This is a genomic window from Gammaproteobacteria bacterium (assembly GCA_011682695.1).
Taxonomy (GTDB): Bacteria; Actinomycetota; Acidimicrobiia; order Spongiisociales; family UBA4744; genus BMS3Bbin01.
In genome coordinates, this window is sequence record JAACED010000015.1 from 25,620 (window position 1) to 43,037 (window position 17,418).

At 63.2% G+C, this 17,418-nt stretch carries 11 protein-coding genes; 6 read left to right on the forward strand and 5 right to left on the reverse strand.

Going from position 1 to position 17,418, the window contains the following annotated elements:
• Positions 1-5: 5 nt before the first annotated feature.
• Positions 6-2,450, reverse strand: coding sequence for a leucine--tRNA ligase (locus GWP04_04775; GenBank protein ID NIA24863.1), 2,445 nt, complete (start codon positions 2,448-2,450; stop codon positions 6-8).
• A 160-nt stretch (positions 2,451-2,610) separates the two neighbouring features.
• Here GWP04_04775 and GWP04_04780 point away from each other — a divergent pair, with 160 nt between their 5' ends.
• The 5 genes from GWP04_04780 (at position 2,611) to GWP04_04800 (ending at position 8,298) form a co-directional block, all read left to right on the forward strand.
• Positions 2,611-3,072 carry a hypothetical protein gene (locus tag GWP04_04780; GenBank protein ID NIA24864.1) on the forward strand — a complete coding sequence of 154 codons (462 nt, stop codon included), beginning with the start codon at positions 2,611-2,613 and terminating at the stop codon, positions 3,070-3,072.
• Positions 3,059-5,065, forward strand: a complete 2,007-nt coding sequence (feoB, locus tag GWP04_04785; GenBank protein NIA24865.1) for a ferrous iron transport protein B — start codon at positions 3,059-3,061, stop codon at positions 5,063-5,065. Before GWP04_04780 ends, feoB begins: the two co-directional genes overlap by 14 nt.
• 25 nt (positions 5,066-5,090) lie before the next feature.
• The gene (locus GWP04_04790) at positions 5,091-5,426 is read left to right on the forward strand and encodes a hypothetical protein (protein ID NIA24866.1); all 336 of its coding nucleotides are present in this window, start codon (positions 5,091-5,093) and stop codon (positions 5,424-5,426) included.
• A 93-nt stretch (positions 5,427-5,519) separates the two neighbouring features.
• Entirely contained in the window at positions 5,520-7,334 is a 1,815-nt protein-coding gene (locus GWP04_04795; protein ID NIA24867.1) for an ATP-binding cassette domain-containing protein, read from the forward strand.
• 115 nt (positions 7,335-7,449) lie between these two features.
• A complete protein-coding gene (locus GWP04_04800; protein NIA24868.1) occupies positions 7,450-8,298 on the forward strand; it encodes a 3-hydroxybutyryl-CoA dehydrogenase in 849 nt (282 codons plus the stop codon).
• A 179-nt stretch (positions 8,299-8,477) separates the two neighbouring features.
• Here GWP04_04800 and GWP04_04805 read toward each other — a convergent pair whose 3' ends face one another.
• From GWP04_04805 to GWP04_04815, 3 genes are all read right to left on the reverse strand, one after another.
• The gene (locus tag GWP04_04805) at positions 8,478-9,917 is read right to left on the reverse strand and encodes a hypothetical protein (GenBank protein ID NIA24869.1); all 1,440 of its coding nucleotides are present in this window, start codon (positions 9,915-9,917) and stop codon (positions 8,478-8,480) included.
• Entirely contained in the window at positions 9,905-10,222 is a 318-nt protein-coding gene (locus GWP04_04810) for a hypothetical protein (GenBank protein ID NIA24870.1), read from the reverse strand. Before GWP04_04810 ends, GWP04_04805 begins: the two co-directional genes overlap by 13 nt.
• Before the next feature lie 440 nt (positions 10,223-10,662).
• Positions 10,663-11,505, reverse strand: a complete 843-nt coding sequence (locus GWP04_04815; protein NIA24871.1) for a hypothetical protein — start codon at positions 11,503-11,505, stop codon at positions 10,663-10,665.
• Between the two features lie 739 nt (positions 11,506-12,244).
• On the opposite strand from GWP04_04815, the gene GWP04_04820 reads away from it, so the two are divergent.
• A complete protein-coding gene (locus tag GWP04_04820; protein ID NIA24872.1) occupies positions 12,245-16,657 on the forward strand; it encodes a PKD domain-containing protein in 4,413 nt (1,470 codons plus the stop codon).
• A 295-nt stretch (positions 16,658-16,952) separates the two neighbouring features.
• Here the strand turns inward: GWP04_04820 and GWP04_04825 are convergent.
• Positions 16,953-17,418, reverse strand: a 466-nt coding sequence (locus tag GWP04_04825) for a tyrosine-type recombinase/integrase (GenBank protein NIA24873.1), incomplete at its 5' end; no start/stop codon positions are given.

Here is a 17,418-nt window from a genome sequence, read left to right on the forward strand (position 1 = left end):
CCTTGTCAGCCAACCACGATGTTGACGAGCCTCGGCGGCCGAGAGATCACCTTCCGAATCGTCTTGCCGTCGGTCCAGGAGCGAATCCGCTCCGACGTCAGGGCAATCTCCTCGGCATCATCCTGGGTGATGTCTGCAGGCACTCGAACACGGTCCCGAACCTTGCCGTTCACCTGGATGACCATGGTGATGACGTCCTCGACGATCAGCGCAGGATCGAACCGTGGCCACGGCTCGGTGGCGAGCATCGTCTCGTGTCCGGTCAACTCCCACAACTCGTGGGCGACGTGCGGAGCCATCGGTGCGAGCATCTGCAGCAGCAACCCGTAGACGTCATCGAAGGTCTCTTTCCGCGCCCCCGAGCGAACGTAGGCGAGAAGAGCGTTGTTGAACTCCATGAGCGCCGCCACACCCGTGTTGAACGCGAACCTTTCGATATCGCCGGTGACCTTGGCCAGCGTACGGTGGGCGGTCTGGCGGATTGCCAGGTCGGCCGGTGCCGGTTCCCGGGTTTCGAAGGAAGCAGTCTCGGTGCCGAGACGCCACACCCGGTCGAGGAACCGGGCAGTCCCCTCGACGCCTCGATCGTTCCACACCGCGTCGTCGGTCGGCGGTCCGATGAACAGCTCGTACAGGCGGATTGCGTCGGCGCCGTACCGTTCGTAGTACGGGTCGGGAGCGACGACGTTCCCTTTCGATTTGGACATCTTGGCGCCGTCTTTGGTGAGCATCCCCTGGGTGAACAAGGCCGTGAACGGCTCCTGGAATCCGACCATGCCGAGGTCGTACAGCACCTTCGTGAAGAACCGGGCGTAGAGCAGGTGCAGCACGGCATGCTCGACCCCACCGATGTACTGGTCGATCGGCATCCAGTAATCCACTTTGTCGCGGGCGAATGGCAGCTCGTCGTTGTGCGGATCGGTGAAACGGAGGAAATACCAGGATGAATCGACGAACGTGTCCATCGTGTCCGTCTCTCGCTCCGCAGGGCCGCCACAGGATGGACAAGTCGTATTCACGAAGTCGGGGTCGGCGGCCAGCGGCGACCGGCCTTTGGGTGCGTAGTCCTCGATGTCGGGCAGGAGCACCGGCAGCTGCTCGTCCGGTACGGGCACGGTGCCGCAGGATGGGCAGTGGACGATCGGGATGGGTGCCCCCCAGTACCGCTGCCGGCTGATCAGCCAATCGCGCAGGCGAAGTTGCACGGACGCCTTGCCAATGCCTTGCTCCTCCAACCACGCGGTGACGGCCGGTTTGCCCTCCTCGGGAGCACGCAGTCCGTTGAACGGCCCGCTGTTGACCATGACGCCATCACCCGTGTAGGCCTCGTCGAGATCAGAGCCGTCCCACTCGGGCGGTGCGATCACGACAGGGATCGGGAGACCGTGCACCTTGGCGAAAGCGAAGTCACGGGTGTCGTGGGCGGGGACCGCCATGATCGCCCCGGTACCGTAGGACATGAGAACGTAGTCGGCGATGAAGATCGGCACCTTCTGGCCGTTGGCCGGATTGATCGCGCTGGCACCCACGAATATGCCTCGCTTCTCACCATCCTTCGAGAGGCGCTCCACTTCACTTTCGCGCCGAACGTGATCGACGAACGCACGTACCTCCGCTTCATGCTCCGTGCCCCGCGCCAGTTCCTCGACGAGCGGGTGCTCCGGGGCAACCACGACGAACGTCATCCCGAAGACCGTGTCCGGTCGAGTCGTGTACACGGAGAACGTCAGGTCGGGTCGCCCCGCAACCTGCATGGTGAACTCGGCCCCCTCGGACCGCCCGATCCAGTTCTCCTGCATGGTCCGGACACGCTCCGGCCATCGATCGAGTGTCGCCAGGTCGTCGAGCAGACGCTGTGCATAGTCGGTGATCTTGAAGAACCATTGATCCAGGTCACGATGTTCGACCGGGGTGCCGCAACGTTCGCACTCCCCGTCGACGACTTGTTCGTTGGCCAGCACCGTCTGATCTTTCGGGCACCAGTTGACCGGTGCATTCTTCTTGTAGGCAAGACCCTGTTCGAAGAAGCGGAGGAACAGCCATTGGGTCCATCGGTAGTACTCGGGTGTGTGAGCGGCGACCTCCCGGTCCCAGTCGTAGACCGCGCCAAGACGCTTGAGCTGCTCGGACATCTTCACGATCCGCTGTTCGGTGAATACCCGTGGATGAACCCCCGTCTGGATGGCGGCGTTCTCCGCCGGCAGCCCGAACGAATCCCAACCCATTGGAGCGAGGACGTTGCGCCCACGCATCTTCTGGTAGCGCGTCAGCAGGTCGGTGTAGGTGTAGTTCCGCAGATGCCCCATGTGGAGATCCCCCGAAGGGTACGGGTACATCTGCACGTTATAGAACTTAGGCCTCGGATCATCCTCGTCGGCAGTGAAGACCCGGTCCTTCTCCCACCGTTCCTGCCACTTGCGTTCGATTGCTGTGAAGTCGTACGACGCCATCTCACTCCTCCGAAGCAGGCAGCGTACCAGTGAGCGGGCTTCCCGCTGCCCTGCCCGGTCTGCGGCAACTCACGGCGTCGACCGCACCCCGAACCCTCAAGTATCTGACATGGCGTCAATTACCCGCCATTCCAGCGGTCTTCTACCATTGACAATTCCGATGAGTCCCGATCTCATACAGCCACTGACCGCCTGCCGCATCCGGTCCCTGGGAAAAGACAACGGCACCTCCTCCCGGCTCGCCCAAATGGGGATCCTCCCCGGCATGGAACTACAGATCGTACGCACCGGCCCCTTCGGCGGTACGGTCGAAGTCGCCCTTGATCACGGTGACCTCGTAGCCCTCCGCTCAGATGAGATCGCGGCGATGGAGTGCGACATCATTGCCATGCCGCTCACCTCCGTGGCCGTCAGAAAAGGACGCTACCGAGTCGTGTCATTGGCGGGAGGCAACGGTTTCCGAAGACGCATGGAGGAACTTGGCCTGACCGAAGATGCCCCTGTCGAGGTATTGGCAACGTCCCCCGCGGTCCTGGTGCGAGTGACTGGCGAGCCGGTTCGACTGGGTCGAGGCGAGGCTGACAAGATCGTGGTCGAAGAGGCCTCCGATGGCCGACCGTGAGGTATCTGTCGCACTCGCAGCGATTCCGAACACCGGCAAGACAACACTGTTCAACCGCCTGACCGGCTCGAACCAGAAGGTCGGTAACTGGCCGGGAGTGTCCATTCAGAAGGCGGTCGGACACTTCACTCTCGGCGAATATGAAGTCGAGCTCATCGACCTTCCTGGTGCCTACTCGATCACCCCGACCTCGGAAGAGGAGCGCATCGTCCGTGACTTCTTCCTCAACGATCCTCCTGGAGTGATCCTCAACATCCTCGATGCCCGCAACCTGTACCGGGGGCTGGGATTCACCCTCCAGATGAGCCACAGCGGCCTCCCGATGGTGGTGGCCGTCAACATGATGGATGAAGCGAGGCGTGCCGGACTCGACCTCGATCTGGAGATCCTCGCAGAGCATCTCGGCTGTCCGGTCATCCCGGTCGTCGCCAGGACCGGCGAGGGCATCCCCTCGCTCAGGCAGGCGCTGTATGAGACGATCCGGCGCCCGGACCAGGGCCGTCCACCCCACGTGTCGTGGCCGCCGGTGGTGGAAGCGGCAGTCGCCGATCTCGCTCGCGAGATCGAACGCAAAGCGGGGCCGACCGATCTCGACGAAGGCTTCCTCGCTCTGCGCGTCCTGGAAGGTGACACCGTCGCGCCCCTCGAGAATCACCCGGCGATGGCCCAGATTCGAGCGAGTGCGGACGAATGGCGCAATCGCATCGAGGAGACCACCGGCGCCGGCATCCCGGCGGTCTGCGCGCAGTGCCGGTTCAACTCTGCGCGGGGCCTGGTTCTCGAGGCAACGAACCGCAAACCTCCATTACCAGACGCTCTGAGCGAGAAGTTGGACCGCGTGTTGCTGCACCGGCGGCTCGGCCTCCCCCTCTTCGCAGTCATCATGCTGGCCGTCTTTCAGGGTGTCTACGCCCTCGGAGCCCCACTGCAGTCATGGCTCGCCACGTTGTTCGCTCTCATCGGAGACGGACTGTCCCAGCTGATGTCCGGATTCCCCCAGCTCGTGCGGTCGTTCGTCGTCGACGGCCTCTGGGAGGGGCTCGCGACCGTCGCTTCTTTCTTCCCGATCATCTTGCTCTTCTTCCTATTCATGTCCATCATCGAAGACTCCGGTTACATGGCCCGTGCGGCGTTCCTGATGGACCGGCTCATGCACCGTCTCGGCCTCGACGGCAAGGCGTTCATCAACTTGCTGCTCGGCTACGGGTGCAACGTCCCCGCGGTGATGGGCACTCGGGTCCTGTCGGGAAAGCACAACCGGATCCGAGCGATGCTGCTGATCCCGTTCACGCTGTGTAGTGCCCGGCTGCAGGTCTTCGTGTTCCTCTCCGCCATTCTGTTCTCGCCGGTCGTCGCGCCATGGGTGGTGTTCGGCCTGTATCTCGCCAGCTTCGCTGCGCTCATCGGAGTCGGCCTGCTCCTCAAGGCGTTACAGATCGCCGGGCCGCCGGAACCGTTCATCATGGAGATCCCCCCGTATCGCCTCCCGACGACGCGAACGGTCGGCCTCCGTGCCTGGTACGAGGTCAAGGACTTCCTGTACCGGGCCGGGACCATGATCGCCATCGGAGTCGTCGTCGTCTGGCTGCTGACGAACCTTCCTCCGGGCGCCGACGTTGCAGGGCCGGCAAGCTACGCGGGTATCCTCGGTCGGGTATTCGAGCCGATCTTCCATCCGCTCGGCATCGGATGGCAGGAGACCGTGGCCCTGCTCTTCGGTCTCATCGCCAAAGAGGTCGTCATCGGAGCCTTCGCCCTCATCTATGCCGGCGATCTCACCACACAGATCTCCTCCAACATCTCCGCTCTTCAGGGCCTCTCCTTCATGGTGTTCACGTTGCTCTACATACCGTGCATAGCAACGATTGCAGCCATCCGGGCCGAAGCCCACTCGTGGAAGGTCGCCGCCGGCGCACTTGGACTGGGACTCGTCATCGCTTGGCTGGCGGCATTCGCCGTCTACCAGGGTGGCCATCTGCTCGGCTTCTCATAGCCGGAAGGACCGGTAGGCTCGAAGCATGTTCCTGAGACTCCGTAGAGCTCGCACGCTTGCCAGGACAGGTGCGATCATCGGCCTCGCGTCGCTCGGCTACTACATCGGTCTGCTCTTCAACCAGGGTGCCTTCCCACCGGCGGCGCTGATGTTCGTTGCGATAATTCTCGCCGGAGCATTCGCGGCACTGCGCTCCGTCGACAACCCGCACCGTGCTCGCAAGCTCTTGCTCGGTGCCACGGCGGCGTTCGGAATCGTCGGAGTCGTCGGCATGTTCAGCATCGGGTTGCTCTTTTTCCTCGCTGCGGTGTTCACCGGGCTGGGAGCCCTGATCACTCCGAAATCGACACTGGGCGACTGAGTCGCCAGGCCGAACGGCTCAGCCACGCCCACAGATCCGACGCGTAGCGTCCCAGCCGGATCGTGACTTCTGCCAAGCAGTAGTGTCCTGCCGATGACAGGCCCCGTCGATCACCGCCCGCTGACGCGTCTCTGGCGCTACGCCATCGCCCACCGACCGCGCATCATCGCAGCGACGGCATTCTCGATTCTGAACAAGGCATTCGACCTCGCTCCACCCGTCCTGATCGGTATGGCCATCGATGTCGTCGTTCGACGCCAGGATTCCTTTCTCTCCCGATTCGGCTTTCCGGACACCCGGGAACAGTTGGTCGTGCTGGCGATCTTGACATTCGTCATCTGGGCACTCGAATCCGCCTTCGAGTACGCGTATGCCGTGACCTGGCGCAACCTCGCTCAATCCATCCAACATGACCTGCGTGTCGACGGGTATGCGCACGTGCAGACACTGGACCTCGCCTACTTCGAAGACCACTCCACAGGCGGCCTCATGGCGATCCTCAACAACGACATCAACCAGTTGGAACGGTTCCTCGATGGCGGTGCCAACGACATGCTTCAGGTGCTCACGACGGTAGTGCTCATCGGCGCCATGTTCTTCGCTCTCGCCCCGACCGTCGCCTGGATGGCCTTTCTGCCGATCCCGTTCATCATTTGGGGATCGTTCCGATTCCAGCAACGCATCGCACCACGGTACGCGGACGTGCGCGAATACGCGGGGATGATCAACCAGCAGCTCTCCAACAACCTCACCGGCATCACCACGATCAAGAGCTTCACCGCAGAGGCGCGGGAAGAGGAGCGCATCGCTGAGGCCAGCCTGCGCTATCAGGAGGCCAACCAGCGGGCGATCAGGCTCAGCTCCGCGTTCTCCCCTCTGATCCGGATCGTCATCCTCATCGGGTTCACCGCCACACTGATCGCCGGCGGCTTCCTCACCCTGCAGGGCGGAATCGAAGTCGGGGCCTACAGCGTGATGGTGTTCCTGACCCAACGGCTGCTCTGGCCGCTCACCCGTCTCGGACAGACCTTCGATCTGTACCAGAGAGCGATGGCATCCACCAACCGAGTACTCGACCTTCTCGACAGCCGGGCGTCGATCATCGACGGTCCGACATCGCTGCCGTCGAAATCGATTCAGGGCCACATCGAGTTCGACCACGTCGAGTTCTCCTACGACCCCGGGTTTCCGGTCATCGAGGATCTGAGCATCACGATCCCCGCCGGTCGGACGACCGCGATTGTCGGCGCAACCGGATCGGGCAAGACGACACTCATCAAGCTCCTCCTCAGGTTCTATGACGTCACCGGAGGTTCGATCCGCCTCGAAGACCACGACATTCGTGAACTCTCCCTGACGTCCTTGCGCCAGGCCATAGGTTTGGTCAGCCAGGATGTGTACCTGTTCCACGGCACGGTGCGCGAGAACATCGCATATGGGAAACCGGATGCGCCGCTCGATGAAGTCATCGCTGCCGCCAAGATCGCCGAAGCCCACGGTTTCATCCTCGAACTCCCCGGAGGGTATGAATCGATCGTCGGCGAACGCGGGCAGAAGTTGTCCGGTGGCCAACGTCAGCGGATCTCCATCGCCAGAGCCGTTCTGGCCGACCCGCCAGTCCTCATCCTCGACGAGGCGACATCGTCGGTTGACAACGAAACGGAAGCAGCCATCCAACGATCTCTCGAGTTGATCACGCGAAACCGAACGACGATCGCGATCGCTCATCGGCTCTCGACGATCCGTCACGCCGATCGGATCCATCTCCTCGACCGTGGGAAGGTCGTGGAGGACGGTTCTCACGATGACCTCATCGCGATCGACGGACTCTACGCATCCTTGTGGAAGGTACAGACCGGACAAGCAGTCGCCTGGCATGTCGACAGTCCCACGCACCCGTTCTCGTGACGTTTGACGGGGACGGGCTCACACAAGCGTCACGAAAAGGGGCGATCGGCACTCACCTACCGCCTGCTCTCGGCTTCCTGCGACAATGCGAGAAACACGACGCAGGAGGCAGGACATGAAGGTTGGGATCGTCGGTTCAGGGCTGATGGGATCCGGGATCGCGGAGGCGTGTGCCCGCGCAGGCCTCGACGTCGTCATATCGGAGGTCAGCGACGAGCTCATCACGAAGGGTCGCGCCCGTATCGAGCGCTCTCTGGACAGAGCGGTTGAGCGAGGCAAACTGGAGGCGGCAGATCGAGACACTGCTCTAACCAAGATCCGCTTCAGCACCGACCTGGCAGACATGAACGATCGGCAGATCGTGATCGAGGCCGCCACCGAACACGAGCCCACCAAACTGGGTATCTTCTCGGCGCTCGACAAAATCGTCGAGGCGACCGACGCGATCCTGGCATCGAACACATCGTCGATTCCGATTGCACGGCTCGGTCGGGCCACCAAGCGACCCGAGTCGGTGATTGGCATCCACTTCTTCAACCCGGTCCCGGTGATGAAACTCGTCGAGGTGATCCCTTCGATCCTGACCTCCAAGGAGACCATCGCCGGAGCCGACGCGTTCGCCGGGGACGTGCTGGGAAAGAAGGTCATTCACGCCAAGGACCAGGCGGGCTTCATCGTGAATGCGCTGCTGATTCCGATGCTGCTCAACGCCATCCGTATGGTCGAGTCGGGTCTCGCCACACCCGAAGAGATCGACGTCGGCGTAGTCGAAGGCCTCCGTCACCCGATGGGCCCATTGACGCTGACCGACTTCGTGGGTCTCGACACGACCAAGTATGTCGCCGATGTGCTCTACGAGGAGTTCAAGAATCCCTCGTATGCAGCCCCACCACTGCTGGTGCGAATGGTGGAGGCGGGCCTGCTGGGCAAGAAGAGCGGAAAGGGCTTCTACGACTACTCCTGACCCATTCTCGTGACGCTTCACGGGAAAGTCCCACCGAAGCGTCACGACACCGCGAGTGGTGCAACTGACGGCCAGTGCGTCGACTCCCCACACGGCCGGGAACCCCGACCTCGAACCAGCTACAGGTACTGCTTACTCACCGAGCCCGTTGTGGGGATCGCTCGAGGCCATGGGGAAGCTCACGATTGGTGGGTTCGCGGCCGCACAGAGGCGGATCGGGCTGGTGGTTTGCGGATCTTCGGAGTGTGTGTGGCGACGGTGGAGTTCGGATCGTCCCGTTTTGACACTGCGACGGGCAGGGTGAGCTGGAAGGTGTTCTCACCGTCGACCACCCGGTGGGAGAGGTCTCCGCCCATGCGCCGTGCCAGCGTTCGCGAGACGCTCAGACCGAGTCCGATCGAGCCCGGTTTGCCTACAACGGTATGAGAGCGGTAGTACGGCTGAAAGATCTTCTCCGAGTCTTCGGGTGGCACCCCGGCTCCGTCGTCGATGACTTCGACGGCGAGCATCTCCTCGACCGGCTTGATGACCACCCGGATATTGCCGCCGCCATGGGCAACCGCGTTGGTGACGAGATTGCGAATGATCTGGCGAACCCTCCCCCGGTCAGCCAGCGCGCGGGCGGCGGGGCAAGCGGTCTCGATGGGGATCTTGCTGGTGAGGTTGAGCGCTTCGAGGACCCGAATGGCTTGGGCTCGGAGATCGACCGGCACCGCGACCACCGTCAGGGTTCCGTGCTCTGCCCTTCCCATCACGAGGAGGTCTTCGATCATTGCTGCCAGGTCAGACGCTTCATCAGCTATGGCTGCAACCAGCTCAGCCCGTTCGTCGGAGGAGAGTCCCCCCGCCTGGTCGCGGAGAACCTCGGCGAACCCCAACACGCTCGTTAGCGGAGTGCGCAGCTCGTGAGACACGGAGGCGATGAACTGGTCCTTCGCGTCGAGCACATCAGTCAGCGCCTCTACCTGGCGCATCGCCTCGGCCTTGTGCGAGAACGCGAGGACGGCGGCAGCGGCCATCATGCCGATCACCAGGCCGGCGACGAGAATCCAATGGGTCTGATAACGGTCGGCCAGGAGAGATGAGCCGGCGGCGGGTACCGCGTCGATTTGCCAGATGCGGCTCGCCACCTGAATGGTGTCGGAGTGGACCATGCCTTCCCCGATGGGGGGCAGGAGCTGGGCGTGCAGGTCCGGCGAGCCTGACCCAACCAGGCTCGGCGCATACTCGGCGACGTCCCGTACCGTCCACTCAAGCACGTTGGCGAGGCCGCGTGGTACCCAATGTGACATCAAATCGGTGAGCACCACTGGGCTGGCGACCAACGCTTCGACGGTTCCCGAGGGCCCCACCACCGGGCTGTAGATGATGAATCCTTCCTGGCCTGTCGTCGCCAACGGCACCAGTGGCGTGGCGATGGTTCGCCCACTGGTGGAGGCCTCCATGAGGTAAGGCAGCCGCCCGGGGGGCGAACCTGCATCGAGGCCCAACGGCCGGCCGAGGGCATCGGACGGCTCGAAGTACTGGACCGGGAAATACACGTCCCGGGGTTGCACTGGAACCCGGTTCCCGTCGGCATCGATCTCGAACACCTTATAGCCCGGGATCATCGCCGCCATCCGCTCTTCGAATGCCTCCAGATCTGCCGCATCCAAATCGGCATGTAGGCCATCCCACCCATCCCGGCCACCAACCCCATGTTTGCCGCGAACCGCCTGTACTCGTCGGCGGTCACTTCTCCGTTGGCTCGAAACAGCCCTCCGAAAGCCGCCAGATAGTGTTCGACATCCTCCACCCCTCCCTGGATTGATGCAACCAGTGCCTCGCTATTCACTGCGAGCCGGGCCTCGATCTGGCGGTCCACAAGCCGTTGCGCTACCGCGGTCGCAATCACCGAAAGGACAGCCACAACCACAAAGACCACAATCGCTGGTCGCCTGCCGAGGAGACGCCCGTTCCCCAGGTGTCCTGGACCGCGTCGTCTTTTTCCCATGGTCGTTTATCGACCATCACGATCCGGCACCTGAGATATTTGACTCCCCATGGTGGCTGCCAACCCGATCGTCCACACATGAACAACCGGGCGGCGGACCACGGGAACATCGAAGGGGAGACTCCGCAACACCCATGCCGTCTCGAGATCGACGACTTGAGCAGTGCATGACGACGTACGGTCGCCTTTGTCTCACTCACTGCCAAGCGCTCTCGGCTCGCCATCTGCGGACACCCCGAGTCATCCTCGTCTTCGACAAGGCCTCAGGATCGGAGGCGATGTGCTCTGGGCGCACGTCCATGAGACGGAGGCGGGCACCTGGCGAGATCGTCATCGACACCCGACGACCGCGACTCTTGCTCCAGTCCTGCTCACTTGGCCAGGTCGATCTCGCATTCGTCGAGCCATCGCTGTGCACCCGTCCCGATCTGCTCCATGAACGCCTGCATCGCAGCGATCATCTGATCGAGATTGGTGCCCTGGAGTTCCTTCAGATCTTCGGCATCGATGTCGAGGCTCCCACCGGTCAGATTGCCGAGGGCTCCGGTCAGGTCGCCCGGATCGCCTCTCCATATCGCCAGGTCACCATCGGTAACGGCCCAGACGGCGAACTGCAGATCCATCCCGCCGGTCGTCGGGTCGAGTTCGGAATCCAGATCTCTCCGGCACAAGCACTGAGCGAAAGTGAGCAGGTCACCATCGGCAACGCTTGCCGGCACGTAGACGGCACCGGCACTTGCAGGTTCCTCGTCACTGTCGATACAGGCGACGAACGGACGCACGATCACAGACGCTCCTGGCGGAACTCTCGCCGCCACCGGTTGGACCACCATCATTCGCTGCTCTTGAACGCCGGGGACAGGTTCGAACACGAGACCACAGGGAACCACGGCATCGAGGTCCTCATCGGATCGATTGGTGAGCATCACCTCGACGATCATCCCGGAGATTCCGCCCTCAGGTGAGACAACGTCGACCTCGAGGGAGCCGTCGGCGACGAGATCCTGGATGCTCTCGCCCGCAGGGCTGGCCGCGACGCTGGTCGATGACGCTGCCGATGTAGGAGGTTCCGTCTCGGCAACGGTCGTCGAGACTGGCGGCACGACCGTGTTCGGACCACTTCCGATCGGTAGCGATTCGCCAGTGCCTCCGCACGCAGCCGACACCACCACGAGCGCGACGATCGTCAAGAACAGCAGACGGTGCCTTCTCATGCCTATGGGAACACCTGCCTTCTCGACGACTACGCCAAGTATCCTCCTCCGCGGCTCCGTTGAACAGACCAAGATTTGTCGTACCAGGCGCCGCGCCCACTCTTCCCACACATCGCCATCGCGCCGTTTGACTGACACGATCTTCCACGACTTGGCTCGACGAGAGCATCGACGCACCCCAATATCGCCTGACCGCGTGGAGGAACCGAACGGGACTCACGGTGTCACCCAGGCCGCCATAGCGGCAAGACCGGTACCTCTCGAGTAGGTCGTGCCTGCTCGAGCCCGTGTCACTTGCCTCCCACACACGTCGCCTCTCGCGGAGTGATTCCCTATGGCTTCCACGGAACTCATCGAATCTCTTCTCGAACACCTCAACTCTGCGGCTCACGCGTCCATGGAAGCGACTATGTTCTGCGGTAGACCGTTGGGGGAACGGAATCAAAGGGCGCGAGAGGCCCGCATGAACACTGTGATACACATCGGCTTCGGCGCGTCGTGCCGGCACCAAGGAACGGCATCGTGAGCCGCACGGCAGGCCGCCACCGTGCCGGTGAAGGGGCGGTAGCCTTTCTCTCCGGTACCCGACGCCCCCTGATCCTCCTCGTCGTCTTCTCTCTCGTTGCTTCGCTGCTTGCTCTTCTCGGCCCCTCCATCCTCAACGCTTCTGCCTCGCCGCGGGTGGTTGATGGTCTTGTCGCCTTGTACGAGTTTCGGGAGGGGTCCGAATCGTTGGTGAGTGACACCTCCGGCTTCGGGACGGATTCAGGACACGGGCAACGTGACCTGGGGACCGGACGGACTCACCGTCGACGCATCCACCATCATCTCCTCGCCGGGGCCGGCCACCAAGATCATCGATGCCGTGCAAGCCTCCAACGAGATCACGGTCGAAGCATGGGTCGACCCCGCCAACCTCACCCAGAACGGGCCGGCGCGCATCGTGACCATCTCCCTCGACCTCTACAACCGCAACATGACGTTGGGTCAGGGCGTGTGGGACACCACCGGCGACCGCATCGAAGCGCGCCTGCGCACCACCAGCACCGACGCCAGCGGCCAACCCCCCATCACCACCGACACCGCAACACTGCCCGACCGGCTGGTCCACGTCGTCTACACCCGCGACGCCACAGGAACCGCCGCCATCTACATCGACGGCATCCTCACCGCCACCGGCACCGTGGCAGGAGACTTCTCCAACTGGGACCCCAACTACCACCTGGCACTCGCCAACGAGCTCACCGGTGATCGCCCCTGGCTAGGCACCTTCTGCCTCGTAGCCCTCTACGACCAAGCCCTCACCCCCACCCAAGTCACCCAAAACCACGACGCAGGCTGCATCATTCCGACGGGACCCGACGAGGCGGACCCGGTGATCGACCCCTCCCAGGCGTTCGCGGTCGCCGGCGACGCCGCCATCGGTACCCCGGTGGGGACCATCGTCGCCACCGACAACGTCGGCGTCACCGGTTTCACCATCACCGGCGGCAGCGGCTCGGGTGCCTTCGACGTTGCGAGCGACGGCGCGATCACCGTGGCGGGTCCACTCGACTTCAATACCAACCCGGTCTACGAACTCGTGGTGGTGGCCTCCGACGATGCCGGCAACACCTCCTCTGCGGAGACGGTGGCCATCCTCGGCGCGGTTCCCTCCTGGACCCACTACTCCAGCGCCACCGGGGAATTGCCCATACCGTCGACGTCCCCGGCACAGACCGCCTCGCTGGTCCTGGACGTCGACAAGGACGGCGATCTCGACTTCGTGATCGGTGCCCGTCCCCCGGCCCCTTCGATGGTCTGGTTCGAGCGCAGCAGCACCGGCTGGGCCGAGTACGTGATCGACACCGGTGAGACCATGATCGAAGCCGGCGGCGCCTTCGCCGACATCGACGGCGATGGCGACCTCGACATCGTCATGGGAGGAGACGTACCCGACAGCCAGATATGGTGGTGGGAGAACCCCTACCCCGACTACGACCCCGCGGTGGGATGGACCAAACGTCTGCTGGCCTCCTCCGATGGCTTCACCTACCTGCACGATCAGACCTTCGGTGATTTCGATGGTGACGGGGCCCTGGAGATGGCTTTCTGGGACCAGGGCGGCACCGCCCTGCAACTGGCGGAGATTCCCGCCGACCCGCTCACCACCCAACCCTGGGTGCACACCCAGATCTACTCCTACTCCGGCACCACCCACTATGGGCTCGCCACGGCCGACATCGACCTCGACGGCAAGGCCGACATCGTCGGTGCAGGCATGTGGTTCAAGCACGATGGCGGTACCAGCTACACGGCCAACGTGATCGATCCGGTACCCAACCTGCGGGTGGCCGTCGGCCAACTGGTCCCCGGAGGACGCCCCGAAGTCGTCACGGTCGAGCACCAGGGTGCAGGCCGTCTGCGCTGGCACCAATGGGATGGCGCCACCTGGCAGGAGCACGACCTCCTCGCCGGCCTCACCGACATCCACAGCCTCGACATCGGCGACATCAACGGAGACGGTTTCCTGGACATCTTCTCCGCGGAGATGCGCATCGACAGCGGAAACCCGGGGGCGCGCATGTGGGTGTTCCTCGGTGACGGAACGGGACGGTTCGCGACCACGATCGTCGCCACCGGCTTCGGCAATCACGAATCGAGACTGGGAGATCTCGACGACGACGGCGACATCGACATCTTCGGCAAGCCTTTCAACTGGGACACTCCCCGCGTCGATCTGTGGCTCAACAGCGGCACCCCGGACCTGAATATCCCGCCCGTTGCCGACATCGTCACCAACATCACCACCGGCCTCGTACCACTCACCGTCGATTTCGACGGGCGAGGATCCTCGGACGACGGGGGCATCGTCTCTTACGAATGGGACTTCGGGGATGGGGGCTCCGGCAGCGGCGACCAGGTGACCTACACCTACACCTCTCCCGGCGACTTCACCGCCCAGCTGACCGTCACCGACAACCTCGGGGCTTCCTCTACCGCCACCGTCGATATCACGGTCACCAGCCCCGACATCGACCCGCCGGTCATCTCCGGAATCGGGGCCACTACGACGGTGACTTCGGCGACGGTCTCCTGGACCACAGACGAAGTGGCCACCAGCCGCCTGGAATGGGGTACCGCCACCGGCGTCTACACCCTTGGCTTCGCCGAAGATCTCACACTCAAGACCTCCCACAGCCTGGACGCCACCGGCCTCGACCCCGCCACCACCTACCACTACCGGGTCGTCTCCACCGACGGATCGGCCAATACGGCCACCTCCGGCGACCTCACGTTCACTACCGACGCCGACTCGGCTCCAGTCATCGACATCTGGTACGGCGCCGATCAGCGCTTCGGGCACCTGGGGCGACCCCAGGTATGGGTCGACATCCTCGGCAACGTCCAGGATCTGGACGGCATCAGCACCCTGACGTTCAGCCTCAACGGCGGTCCCAACCAGGACATGTCGATGGGACCCAACACCCGCCGCCTTCTCATGCCCGGCGACTTCAACGCTCAGATAGCCACCGACGACCTGGCCGCCGGGGACAACACGATCGTCATCACCGCTGTCGACACCGGCGGCGCCATCGCCACCGACACAGTGACGGTGAACTGGACCCCCGCGGTGACGTGGGCGCTCCCCTACTCGATCGTTTGGTCCACCGCCACCGTCATCCAGGACGTCGCTCAGGTAGTAGACGGCAAGTGGGAGCTGACCGCCCAGGGAGTCCGGCCGCTGGAGATCGGCTACGACAGGCTCATCGACATCGGCGATGTCACCTGGACCGACTATGAAATCACCGTACCGATCACCCTCAACGGACTGGACACCAGCTACGACTGGTCCACGGGGCCCAGCTACGGGCCTGCACTGGGAATCCTGATGCGCTGGGATGGTCACGACGACTGGGACGGCACGCAGCCGACCTGGGGCTGGTACCCGATGGGTGCCTTCGGAATGCAGCGCTGGCGGGCCGACGGAACCGAGGCGCTGCAGATCATGGGCAATGAGGGAACGCTCGAAGCCGAGGACACCTCCCGCACCCTCACCATCGGCGAGACCTACATCTACAAGATGCGGGTCGAGTCGAACGCCTCCGGTGCGCTCTACAGCCTCAAGGTTTGGGACCAGTTGCAGCCAGAGCCCACCGCTTGGGACCTCACCGACCAGGAAGCCCTCTCGGATCCACAGAACGGGTCGGTGCTGCTGGTCGCCCATCATGTCGACGCCACCTTCGGCGACGTCACCGTCACCGCCATCACCGATAACGACCCGCCGGTGATCAGCGGTCTCACGGAAAGCACCACCGCCATCTCTGCAACCGTCTCCTGGACCACCGACGAAGCAGCCACCAGCCTGCTCGAATGGGGGCCGGCCAATGGCGATTACTCACTGGGCTCTTCGCAGGATCTGACGCTGACGACGGCACACGGCCTTCAGGCGACCGGTCTCGACCCCGACACCACCTACCACTACCGGGTCACCTCCACCGACGGATCGGCTAATACGGCCACCTCCCTCGATCGCACGTTCACCACCCAGCCGTTGGGGGCGGACCCGTCGGGAATCGTCTCCGACGACTTCGACGGAACCTCCCTGGACACCTCTGTCTGGAGCGTCTTCGATCCGCTGGGAGACGGTGGTATCTCCGTAGTCGACGGGCATTTGGAGCTGTCGGTGGGGGCCGGACCGGCTCATGACCCCTGGTCGGGCGGCAATACCACCGTGCGGGTCATGCAGGCCGCCAACGACACCGACTTCGAAGTGGTAGTGAAGTTCGACTCGACGGTCACGTCGACCTATCAGGGCCAGGGCATCCTGGTAGAAGAGTCGCCCACCCGATTCCTGCGTTTCGACGTCTACTCGTACTCAGGAAACGTGTACGCCTTCTCGGCGTTCATCGACGGCAGCAGTGTCACCACCCAGCTCAACACGGCAGTGCCGCTGGTCGCTCCCATGTGGTTCCGTGTCAACCGCACCGGACAAGTCTGGACCTACTCGACCTCAACCGACGGGACTACCTGGACGGAGCAGGTGAGCTACACGCAGCCGATCACCGTTACCTCGGTAGGAGTGTTCTCGGGCAATTACCCCGACGGCACCGCGCCCGCCTATACGGCACTGGTAGACAGCTTCATCAACACCTCGGCGACGGCGCCCTGACCGGCGGCGCCGCAGGCTCTCCGGGTGCGTTCTCGTGACGTTTCAATGGGACTATTCCCGTGAAGCGTCACAGGAATAGGAGTGGTGGAGCTGAGGGGATTTGAACCCCTGACCCCTTGCATGCCATGGGAACAAAGCGGTGGTTCCCGAGGTCCCCGGGGATTCCCTGACGTCCCTGAAACCCAAACGCCACAAGGGCTTTCGGTGACTGTGCCGCCAGATCACCTTGTCGCCACTGGACCTCCGACCACCAACCAAAACCGAACGATAGGCACCATGATTGGCACCATGGTGTTCAAGCATTGAGGGCGTCGTCGATGTGAACTGCCGCGACATCAATCGTGGGTGTGATCGGATGCCGATAGTGCCGGAACACCATCCGCGTGTCAACGTGCCCGAGCAGGTCGGCCAGCAGTTCGGGGGCAACTCCTCTCGCCGACAGAACCGAGGTTGCCGTATGACGAAGATCATACGGAGTGACCCGACCCTCAATCCCCGCCGACCGAGCCATCGTGGAGACCATCCGGCGGGCATTCGCAGGGTGTAGCGGAGTCCCGTTCTGCGTAACGAACACCAGTTGGCTCCACTCGGACGGCCACAGGGGACCAGCAACACGTCTCTCTTCAGCCTGCACGTCGTGATGGCGACGCAGCGCCTTCACTGTGGACTCGGCGATGGCCAACGTGCGGGAACGGTTCGTCTTGGTTGATTTGAGCCGGGCCTCCTTTCGATGCCACTCGAGTGAACGGTGCACAACCATC